Source organism: Streptomyces albus subsp. albus, assembly GCF_000719865.1.
GTDB lineage: Bacteria > Actinomycetota > Actinomycetes > Streptomycetales > Streptomycetaceae > Streptomyces > Streptomyces albus_E.
Genome location: NZ_JOID01000059.1, coordinates 1 through 10,432 on the forward strand (window position 1 = coordinate 1; position 10,432 = coordinate 10,432).

A 10,432-nucleotide genomic window follows, 5' to 3' on the forward strand; every position below is an offset into this window, starting at 1 on the left:
ACGGACGGTAATACATCCAGGTCCACGGGCTGGAACCACCCGAACGAGTGACCGAAACCGGACCCGGGAACTCCACCCCCGACCCACACCACACACCCCAGCACCACCCCTGGGCACCGCTGCCGGCGGTAGCCCGCCACGACGACCCGAAGGCCGGACAGCACCGGGGGCGTGTGCCCCCGAAACCGCCCACCGAGACAAGCCCCACCCGCGACCGGCCCGCCAACCGCAAGAGCCCGGCCGCCGGGAAAGCCCTTCGCCCCAACCCCGTCCACAGGGCCCCGGCACCCCCCACACCTCCAGCCAGCCTCAGCGGCAGGGGCACGAGCAGAGGCAGAGGCAGAGGCAGAGGCAGAGGCAGGGGCGCGAGCAGAGGCAGAGGCAGCGGCAGCGGCAGGGACAGGAGCGCAGGGGCAGGGGCAAGGGCAAGGGCAGCGGCAGCCGACACACTGGCAGCAGCCGACGACAGCCGCCCACGACCGCCACCACCGACAGCCCGCCACGACGGCGGGACAGCCGAAGAGATCAGACGCGCGTGTGCTTCCGCGCACCCCCACCGGCACCAGCCACGCCATCGCGTTTCGAACCGACCCCGGCGGCATAAGGCCCCGGATAGACGACCGACCACGGGCCCGCCCTCGGCACGGATGCCCGAACCCACCAGAGCCCCAGAGCCCCGGAGCGCCAGAACGCCAGAACGCCAGAGCGCCGGAGCGCCAGAACGCCAGAGCGCGCCAGAACGCCAGAGCGCCGGAGTGCCGGAGCGCCGGACCCCGGAGCCCCAGAGCGCCGGAGCGCCGGAGCCCCAGAGTGCCGGAGCCCCGGAGCCCCGGAGCCCCAGAGCGCCGGAGCCCCAGAGCCCCGGAGCCCGGCCAACCAGCCGCGCCTTCGGTAGCCATCACCACCGCCCAGCGGCTCTCACCCGCTTGCCGCCAGGCCCCCGCTCCACCGCGAGCGATCACGCCCCACCCGGACCCAAAGCGTCGTGTCGGCGCCCTGGCGACCGGCCGGCTTCGGGTGGCTTGCCGCCAGCTGGTGACGCAGCCGAGGTGTCGGAATCCCGAGGACACAACCCGTAGCGGCCCCGTCCCGCCCTGCCCGGCGTTCGCTCCCGCCTCGCCATGGGCTCATCGTGAGCCGCCGTATCAACGAGATCGTCACGGATCACGAACCGGAGCGCCCGCGGCCTGATCCCCTCGACCACGTCATGAAACAAGCCCCATCCCGTCGGGGCGTCTTGTGTGGCTTCGCCCCGGGTGTCAGTGGTTCTCAGTACTGTCGTCGCATGTGTATTTCCCGGCTCCGGGGCAAGAACGATGCCTACGAGCCCACCACTAGGAGGTCAGGTGAACGGCCGCTACGACGTCACTGATCAGCAGTGGGAAGGACTCGCCGAGGTCGTCCCGCTGCGCGGCGACACCGCATGGCCGTCCTGGCCGGGCCACCCGGCGCTGCCGGGCGAGGAGGAACGGGTGGAGGACACCCGCCGGTTCGTGGTGCTGAGGGTGCAGGTCTTCGCCGACGCGCGCGATGTCGCGGAGCATCTCATGGGCCGCACCCCGGTGTTGCTGGACCTCACCGGCGCCGACGCGGATGTCGCCAAGCGCATCCTCGACTTCTCCAGCGGGGTCGTCTTCGGCCTCGGCGCGGGGATGCACCGGGTCGACCGTGACGTCTTCCTGCTGACCCCGGCGGGCACGGAGGTCGCCGAGCCCCGGCTCGGCGCGGGCGTCCGGCAGTAACTGCGTTCGGGGCGGCGGGAGTTCGGTTTTTGAGCCCGTCCGGCCCGGCTGGTTCCGCCCGGCGGTGCCTCCGCGTACCCCGATCGTAGGAAGATCCGGAGGATGTAACGGTTCGCCTCCCTCCGGGCGGCTTACGGTCCCGCCATGGACCTCGCCCTGCCCATTCCGCCCGCCCCCGTACGTCCCGTCCTCACCGAACTCCGCCTGCCCGCCTATAAATCGCACCGCGGCACCGTCGTCCCGCTCGCGCCGCTGACTTTCCTCGCCGGCCCGAGCGGGAGCGGCAAATCGTCCGCCCTGGAGGCCCTGGCGGCGCTGGCGCGGCTGGGTGCGGGCGCCCCGCTCGGTGAGGTGTTCCCCGATCCGGCCGCCTGCGTGCCGGAACGGGCGGCTGCGGCCGGCGGCCGGCAGGGGCGCGGTTTCCGGATCGGCTGCACGGTCGACGGCCCCGCCGGCCCCGTCCGCCTCGATGTCGCCCTCCGCACCGAGCCCGAACTCCGTTTCATCGGCGAGCGCTTGACGGCCGGTGGCCGGATCCTGCTGTCCACCGCCCTCCGCGACCCCCGGCGCCGCTCCGTTCAGGCGGAGTGGCACACCGCCGGTTCGGCCCGGGTGACCCGGGCGCCGCTGCCCGACGACCGGCTCGGCACGGCGCTGCTGCCGCTCCGCGTCGCGGGGACGACGGAGGGCCAGCGGCAGGTGCTGGCCGCCGCCGAGCAGGTCGTGGTCGCCCTGCGCTCCTCCTTCGCGTGCGATCCGCGCCCGGACCGGATGCGGTCCCCGGTCGCCGTCGGCGAGGGCCGGCTGTGGGGCGGCTGCGGGAATCTCGCCGAGGTGCTGCGGCGCACCCGCGGCGAGTGCGGGACCCGGCACGGCGCCCTCGTCGCGGCCTCCCGCACGGGCTGCGCCGGTGCCGTCGAGGACCTGGCGGTGGAGGAACTCGCCGACGGCACGGTACGAGCGGTGCTGCGGCGCGGCGCGCAGGCCGCCACCCCCGTGGAGCGGCTCGGCGACGGCGAGTTGCGTTACCTGGCCTTGGCGCTGGTGCTGCTGACCGGGCCGGGGGTGCTGGACGTGGACCCGGTCGCGGAGGTGCTGTCGGCCCGCCAGGTGCTCACCGTGCTGGCGGACGACTTCGACCGCAGCCTGGACCGGCGGCAGACGGCGGAACTGCTGGCGCTGGCGGCACGGATGACCCGGCGCGGGCACATCCGGCTGCTGGGCACGCTGCGGGACGGGGCACCGGTGCCCGGAGTGCCCGGAGTGGACGGCGTGGACGCGCTGGACGCCGTGGGGGGTGCGGGCGGCGGGCCGGTCGGGGTGGGTGCGGGTGGTGCGCGGTACGCGCGGGGCGTAAGCGGCGTGAGCGGCGGCGTCAACGGTCCGCATGGCCGGAACGGCGCGAACGGCCGCAATGGCGCGAACGGTGCCGGAGGTGCGGACGCCGTGGACAGCGCGGACGGCGCGGACGACGCGAGTGGTGCCCCGTGGCGCGGTGCCGTCAGCGGGCCCGACGGCGGCACTGGCGGCGGCACCGGCGGCGGCACCGGTGGCAGCCCGGGCGGCGCCGGGGGAGCGGGCGGGGTGCGGGTGGTACATCTGGGGGGTGACCGAGATTCCCGGGGCCGAGACCGGCCGTGAACTGCCCGCGCTGCGGCGCCGGCTCGCCGCCTTCGCGGCGGCGCGCGACTGGCAGCCGTACCACACGCCGAAGAACCTGGCGGCGGCGCTGAGCGTCGAGGCGGCGGAGCTGCTGGAGATCTTCCAGTGGCTCACGCCCGAGGAGTCGGCGCGGGTGATGTCCGACCCGGAGCGGGCGCACCGGGTGGAGGACGAGGTGGCCGACGTCCTGGCGTATCTGCTGCAGTTCTGCGAGGTGCTGGACATCGACCCGGCCGCGGCCCTGGCGGCCAAGATCGACCGCAATGAGCGGCGTTTCCCGGTGCCTGAGGGGCCCGGGCGGCGGGCGCGGTCCAGGGGGTCGGCGGGGCCGTCCAGGGATGAATCGAAGGACCGCACCCTTGATCGCAACTCTCCGTGACGGAAGGCTAATCAACAAGGGAACTATTGTCCACAGATTCCGAAAAACCCTGGTCTCCCGGCTGCTGGTCAGTCACTCTAGGTAGTGGCAGTGATCGCTCCAAGGAGGGAGGTGGACCCATGGACGCAGCTCGGCTGATCGAGGACACCCGGCACGGCCTCGCTCGGGCCCGGGCCCCGCAGGAGATCGTTGCCGAGGCATGGCAGGCGCAGGCGCTGGCGGAGGCCGTGGGAACCCATCTTCTGCTCTACGGTCCGCAGGAGTTCGAGACCGAGGCCCGGGGACTGAGCGAGGCGGGCGGACGGCTGCGCGGCTCCCTCCCGGAGGGGGCCCGGTGGACGGGCCGCGTACGGGCGGCCCGGCTGTCGGACGTCCACGACCAGCGGCGGGTGCTCATCGGGCTGGGAGCGCTCCTGGGAGAGGTGGGGATCGCCCTGGTGGGGGTGGCGTGCTCGGCGGAGGTGGAAAGTTTCTACTGGCAGTGCATGGAAGTGATCGACGCGGTGGACGAGTCGGGGGACCGGGTCGGCGGGCTGCTGCGGCAGTTGGAGGAGCTGGAGCAGCCGCGTTCCGACTCGGCGGCGTGGCCGTCGTGACGCGGCCGTCGTGACGTGGCAGCCCGCAACGGCAGTCCGCCACGGCAGTGCTAAACGGCCGTCGTGACGCGGCGCCGTCGTGAACGGCCGTTCCGCGAAGGCCGCCGGGCGGCTCGGCGAGGCGGTGTGACGGCTGCCCGCGCCCTCCCGTCCGGAGGACCGCTGTCCGTGCGAGCCGGGGAGGCGCCGTCCGACGGTGAAACGGCGGACGGCCGCGCTCCCGCGCCCGTACCGGGCTCGGCCCGGCCGTGGCTCGGCTCGGCTGCGGCCCAACCCGGCCGTGGCTCAGCCCGTCAAGCCCGCCCGTGGCCCGACTCGCCCTCAGGTCAGTCCAGTTGCGGCTTGACCTCGGTGGCGATCAGCTCCAGCTGGTCGAGGTCGGAGAGGTCCAGCAGCTGCAGGTAGACGCGCTCCGAACCGGCCTCCCGGTAGCGGCCGATCTTCTCGACGATCTCGGCCGGTGAACCGCACAGCCCGTTCTCCCGCAGCTCGTCCACCTCACGCCCGATGACCCCGGCCCGCCGGGCGACATCAGCGTCGCTCCGGCCCGCGCAGATCACCAGGGCGTTGGAGTAGACGAGTTCGGACGGATCACGCCCCGCCTCCTCGGCGGCGGCGCGGACCCGGGCGAACTGCCGCTCGGTGTCCCCGGGCAGCGCGAACGGCACATTGAACTCGTCGGCGAAGCGCGCCGCGAGTGCCGGCGTCCGCTTGGCGCCCAGCCCGCCCACCAGCACCGGAACCTTCTCCTGGGCAGGCTTCGGCAGCGCGGGGGAGTCGGAGAGCTGATAGAAGCGGCCGTCGTAGTCGAAGCGCTCGCCGACCGGGGTGCGCCACAGGCCGGTGACGATCTCCAGCTGCTCCTCCAGCCGCGCCAGCTTCTCCTTGGGGAAGGGGATGCCGTACGCGGCGTGCTCCTCGGCGTACCAGCCGGCGCCCAGGCCGAGTTCCACCCGGCCACCGGACATCCGGTCCACCTGCGCGACCTGGATGGCGAGTACGCCGGGGAGCCGGAAGGTCCCCGCGGTCATCAGGGTGCCGAGGCGGATGCGCTCGGTCTCCCGGGCCAGCCCGGCCAGGGTGATCCAGGCGTCCGTCGGGCCGGGCAGACCGTCGACGTTCCCCATGTGCAGATAGTGGTCGGACCGGAAGAAGGCGCTGTAGCCCAGATCCTCGGCGGCCTTGGCCACGCGCAGAAGAGTGTCGTAGTCGGCGCCCTGCTGGGGCTCGGTGAAAACTCGGAGATCCATGGACTCCATCTTGCCCGCGAAGTGTGGCGGAACCCGTCCGGGTACCGCCGACCGGGGCGTGTACCGGGAGGTGCCGGCGGGCGCTGCTCGCCACCCCGGTCCGCCGCCGGCTCCCGCCCGCCCGGCACGAAGCCCCCGCTCGACGCCTCGCCGCACCGGGCGGCCCGCGCGCCGCCGCGGCAGCCGCCGGAACCGCATAGCACACGCCCCGGGCCCGACGAGACGGGGTGCCGCTGGAGCCGTGACCTCCTCCGGACCCGTCCCGGCCCGCCGTGACGCGCTCGCGGACGACGTCCACTTGCACCCCGTACCCAGGTACAGGTTTACCGTCGGAGACGTCCCCGGACGGAGGACGTGATGACGGGAGTGAGCACGATGACCGATCCCGACTGGGTGCCGCGGTCCTGCACCCTTCCCCGCGCGGAACAGCCCTTGCGGATGGCGGAATGGGACGGGCTGTTCGCTGAACGGCTGAGGAAGGTCTCCCGGCCCGGGCCGCTGCTGCTGCGTCTGGAACTGGGCGGCGACACCGGGCTCGAGGGACGGGTCCGGGATCTGGCGGACCAGGAGAGCGGCTGCTGCTCGTTCTTCACCTTCACGGTCACCGTCACCTCCGGCGACACCTCCGACGACACCTCCGACGTCACCTCCGACGTCACCTCCGACGTCACCTCCGACGTCACCTCCGACGTCACCTCCGGCGCCGGTGTCCTGTGGTTGGACATAGCGGTGGACGCAACGCACGCGCCGGTCCTGCGGGCCCTCGCGGCCCGGGCGGGCGCCGCCGCTGAGGGAGCGCTGCGATGAGGCGCGATGTGCTGCGCAGCGGGCAGGTCGCCGAGGCGGCCGGGGTGAACACCCAGACCCTGCGCTACTACGAGCGGCGCGGTCTGCTGGCCGAACCGGAGCGCAGCCCGGGCGGCCACCGTCTGTACGGGCAGGGGGCGGTGACCGTGCTGCGCGTGATCAAAGCCGCCCAGCGCCTGGGCTTCACGCTGGAGGAGGTCGCCGGGCTGCTGGAAGCCGGCCGTCACCGTCACGGCCGCCCCGTCGCGGGACTCCGGGAGCGCGCGGCCGGGAAACTCGACGAGGTCGACGCGAGGATCGCGGATCTGACCGCCATCCGCGAGGCCTTGGCCGCGGCCGTGGCCGCCGGGTGTGACGACCTGGCCGTATGCGCCGGAAGCGCCTGCTGTCCCATCCCCTTCACCGGCCTCGCCGAGGAGCCCCGCCATGCCGGATCCCGCCGCTGACCCCCGCTCCCTCGCCGCCGCCCTCGCGGGCGGGACCGTCGTCCTCGACGGGGGGCTGTCCAACCAGCTCGCCGCCCAGGGCTGCGACCTGACCGACCCGCTCTGGTCGGCGCGGCTGCTGGCGGACGACCCCGGGCAGATCGAGGCCGCCCACACTGCCTATCTCCGGGCGGGCGCCCGGGTCCTCATCACCGCGAGCTACCAGGCCACCTTCGAGGGTTTCGCGCGGCGCGGCCTCGGGCGGGCGGAGACCGCCGGACTGCTGTGCCGCAGCGTGCGGTTGGCGCGCCGGGCGGCGGAGCGGAGCGCGGTGGAACGCGGCGCCGCGGAGGGGGGCACGGCGGGCGAGGAGATCCACGTCGCCGCGTCCGTCGGGCCGTACGGGGCGATGCTCGCCGACGGCAGCGAATACCGGGGCCGGTACGGGCTGAGCGTGCGCGCGCTGGAACGGTTCCACCGGCCGCGGATCGAGGCGCTGGCCGAGGCCGGGCCGGACGCGCTGGCCCTGGAGACCGTCCCGGACACGGACGAGGCGGAGGCCCTGCTCGCCGCGGCCGAGGGCACGGGCCTGCCCGTCTGGCTGTCGTACACGGTCTCCGGTGCGGCGACCCGGGCCGGGCAGCCGCTCGCCGAGGCGTTCCGGGTCGCCGCCGGCCGGGAGCAGGTGATCGCGGTGGGCGTCAACTGCTGTGATCCGCGCGACGCGGACGGGGCGGTGGAGCTCGCCGCCCGGGTGACCGGCAAGCCCGTCGTCGTCTACCCGAACAGCGGCGAGACCTGGGACGCCGCGGCCCGCGACTGGCGCGGGCCGGTCACCTACGATCCGGCGCGCGCCCCCGCCTGGCGGGACGCCGGCGCACGGCTGATCGGCGGCTGCTGCCGGGTGGGCCCCGAGCGGATCGCGGCCGTGGGCCGGAGCCTGGCTGCTGGGGCTGCTGGGGCTGCCGGGGCGGCCGGGCTTGGCAGGGGCGCCGGGCTTGCCGGGCCTGCTGGGGCCGCCGGAGCGGCGGATCGGCCGGAGCCGCAGGAGTGATCAGAGCCGCCGGTGCCGCCGGTGTTGCCGGGCCTCCCGGCGCCCCCGGCGCCTCCGGGCCGTGAAATCCCGTGGTCGGGCGCGGGGTCGTCCGGCGATACTCACACGGTGTTCCTGACCATCGGCACCACCGGCACCCCGGACCGTCCCGCGACCGACCTCGGCTTTCTGCTGCACAAGCATCCCGACCGGGCGCAGGCGTTCTCCACCGCCCACGGCACGGCGCACGTCCTCTACCCCGAGGCGTCCGCCGAGCGCTGCACGGCCGCGCTGCTGCTGGAGGTGGACCCGGTCGCGCTGGTCCGCCGCGCCAGGGGACGGGACCGCGGTCCGTCGCCCGACGGCGCGCTCGCGCAGTACGTCAACGACCGCCCGTACGCGGCCTCCTCCCTGCTCGCCGTCGCCCTCGGCAAGGTCTTCGCCAGCGCCCTCAAGGGCCGCTGCGAGGCCCGCCCGGAACTGCCGGGGCGGGTCCTGCCGCTGCGGATCGAGGTTCCGGCGCTCTCGGCGCGGGGCGGGCCGGCGCTCGTACGGCGGCTGTTCGAGCCGCTGGGCTGGACGGTCACGGCCGAGCCGGTGCCCCTGGACGAGCGGTTCCCCGAGTGGGGCGACTCCCGCTACGTCCGGCTGGTGCTGGAAGGGGAGCACCAACTGGCTGACGCGCTGCGTCAGTTGTACGTCCTGCTGCCGGTCCTCGACGACGCCAAGCACTACTGGGTGGCCCCGGACGAGGTGGACAAGCTGCTCCGCTCCGGCGCGGGCTGGCTGCCCGGCCACCCGGAGCGCGAGCTGATCGCCGGCCGCTATCTGACGCGCCGCCGGGGACTGGCCCGGCAGGCGCTGGAACGGCTGGCCCTGGCACGGCTGGCGGAGGCGGACGACAGCGAGCCGGAGGAGTTCGACAACGCCGTGGCGGACGACGCGCCGGAGGACGCCGGACCGGAGGACGCCGCGCCGGATGAGGCCGGACCCGAGGGCGTGGGGCAGGCCGGTCAGGCCGACGCCGGGCGAGCCGCGGGAGCCGCAGGCGTTTCCGGCGCGCCGAGCGTCGGGGCCCGTACGGACCCGCCCGCCGGGAGGTCTGCCGTGGGGCGGGTCGGTGCCGGGGGGAGCGGCGCGGAAACGGGTGCGGGAACGGCTGCGGACGCGCCCGGTACCGGAGGTGCGGCTTCCGCCGGGGCCCCCGTCGCTGCTCCGGTCCCGAGCGCGACCGCCGCCGCTGCTCCGGGTCCGCCTGTCATGGCCACTGGCGCTGCTCCGGTGCCGACCGCTACCGCCACCACCGGCGCGGCCCCGGTCCCGAGCGCGACCGCTGCCGCGCTCCCGAGCGCTGCCACTACCGCTGCCTCCGCCGCCGGGACCGAGGGCGCCGACGCCGGCGAGCGACCGGTGCCCCTCGCCGTGCGGCGGCGCGAGGCGATCCTCGCCGCGCTGCGCGACTGCGGCGCGGCCCGGGTGCTCGATCTCGGCTGCGGTCAGGGCCAGTTGGTGGCCGCGCTGCTGTCCGACCCCCGGTTCACGGAGATCGTCGGCATGGACGTGTCCCCGCGCGCCCTGCGGGTGGCCGCACGCCGCCTGCGGCTGGAACGGATGGGCGAGCGCCAGGCCGGACGCGTCCAGCTGATCCAGGGGTCCCTCGCCTACACCGACGCCCGGCTGCGCGGCTATGACGCGGCCGTGCTCAGCGAGGTGGTGGAGCATGTCGATCCGCCGCGGCTGCCCGCCTTGGAGCACGCGGTGTTCGGGGCGGCCCGGCCGCGGACCGTCGTCGTCACCACGCCCAACGCCGAGTACAACGTGCGCTGGGAGAGCCTCCCCGCCGGGCATGTCCGCCACCACGACCACCGCTTCGAGTGGGACCGGGCCGCCTTCCGCGCCTGGGCGCGGCGGGTGGCGGAACGCCACGGCTACGAGGTCGCGTTCGCGCCCGTCGGCCCCGACGACCCGGAGGTGGGCCCGCCCACCCAGCTCGCCCGCTTCACCCTGCCCGCCGCCGCACCGGAGCGGACGGACCAGGCGGGGCGCCTGGGGACGGCGCCGAGGGACGCGGGCACCGCGTCTTCCGGGGCCGCGATCCCGGTGACCTCCGGCGCCGGAAGTCCGGCGACCTCAGACGCCACGGCGACGACCTCGGTGGCCTCCGGCAGCACGGGCCCGGCTTCCGCCGCCACCGGTCCGCCGCCCGCCGCCCCTGACCCGGCACCTGCCGGCTCCGGCGGCACGGAACCGCCGCCCGCCGCTCCGGATCCGGCGCCGGCAACGCCAGCCGGCGCGGCCACGGCCATGGCCCCCGGAAGCATCGCCCCGGTCCGCACCACCAGCCCGGCCCCCGCGGCCACCACCACGACCCCGGAGGAGGCGACGACGGCATGACCGACGAACAGCCCCCCAGCCCCGCCCGCACGGACGGCCCCGGTCAAGCTGACCGCGCCGACCGCCCTGGCCGCACCGATCGAACCACCAGCCCCCCCCCCCCCCCCCCCCCCCCCCCCCCCCCCCCCCCCCCCCCCCCCCCCC

At 75.3% G+C, this 10,432-nt stretch carries 7 protein-coding genes and 2 pseudogenes; 8 read left to right on the plus strand and 1 reads right to left on the minus strand.

Annotated features, from left to right (window positions below):
* The first annotated feature begins 1,316 nt into the window (after positions 1-1,316).
* The 4 genes and pseudogenes from IF83_RS0129180 to IF83_RS0129195 all read left to right on the plus strand — a co-directional run bounded on the left by IF83_RS0129180 (position 1,317) and on the right by IF83_RS0129195 (position 4,379).
* Positions 1,317-1,742: a cell division protein SepF gene (locus IF83_RS0129180; RefSeq protein ID WP_051723527.1), complete on the plus strand. Its 426-nt coding sequence runs from the start codon at positions 1,317-1,319 to the stop codon at positions 1,740-1,742.
* A gap of 144 nt (positions 1,743-1,886) precedes the next feature.
* A pseudogene (locus tag IF83_RS0129185) lies at positions 1,887-3,020 on the plus strand (AAA family ATPase); the annotation flags it as partial.
* A gap of 337 nt (positions 3,021-3,357) precedes the next feature.
* On the plus strand, positions 3,358-3,783 hold the full coding sequence (locus IF83_RS0129190; RefSeq protein ID WP_107046916.1) for a MazG-like family protein: 426 nt from the start codon (positions 3,358-3,360) through the stop codon (positions 3,781-3,783).
* A gap of 119 nt (positions 3,784-3,902) precedes the next feature.
* Positions 3,903-4,379, plus strand: coding sequence for a DUF6099 family protein (locus IF83_RS0129195; protein WP_030549329.1), 477 nt, complete (start codon positions 3,903-3,905; stop codon positions 4,377-4,379).
* A gap of 326 nt (positions 4,380-4,705) precedes the next feature.
* On the opposite strand, the gene IF83_RS0129200 is transcribed toward IF83_RS0129195, so the two are convergent.
* Entirely contained in the window at positions 4,706-5,629 is a 924-nt protein-coding gene (locus IF83_RS0129200; protein ID WP_030549331.1) for an LLM class F420-dependent oxidoreductase, read from the minus strand.
* A 357-nt stretch (positions 5,630-5,986) separates the two neighbouring features.
* Between IF83_RS0129200 and IF83_RS0129205 the strand changes: the two genes are divergently transcribed.
* The 4 genes and pseudogenes from IF83_RS0129205 to IF83_RS31440 all read left to right on the plus strand — a co-directional run.
* Positions 5,987-6,436: a hypothetical protein gene (locus IF83_RS0129205; RefSeq protein ID WP_078844007.1), complete on the plus strand. Its 450-nt coding sequence runs from the start codon at positions 5,987-5,989 to the stop codon at positions 6,434-6,436.
* Positions 6,433-6,882: a MerR family transcriptional regulator gene (locus IF83_RS0129210; RefSeq protein ID WP_030549335.1), complete on the plus strand. Its 450-nt coding sequence runs from the start codon at positions 6,433-6,435 to the stop codon at positions 6,880-6,882. The genes IF83_RS0129205 and IF83_RS0129210 overlap by 4 nt, the downstream gene beginning before the upstream one ends.
* Positions 6,863-7,915, plus strand: a complete 1,053-nt coding sequence (gene mmuM, locus IF83_RS0129215) for a homocysteine S-methyltransferase (RefSeq protein WP_030549337.1) — start codon at positions 6,863-6,865, stop codon at positions 7,913-7,915. Before IF83_RS0129210 ends, mmuM begins: the two co-directional genes overlap by 20 nt.
* Positions 7,916-8,023: 108 nt before the next feature.
* Positions 8,024-9,896: pseudogene (locus IF83_RS31440) on the plus strand (3' terminal RNA ribose 2'-O-methyltransferase Hen1); the annotation flags it as partial.
* Positions 9,897-10,432 lie beyond the last annotated feature (536 nt).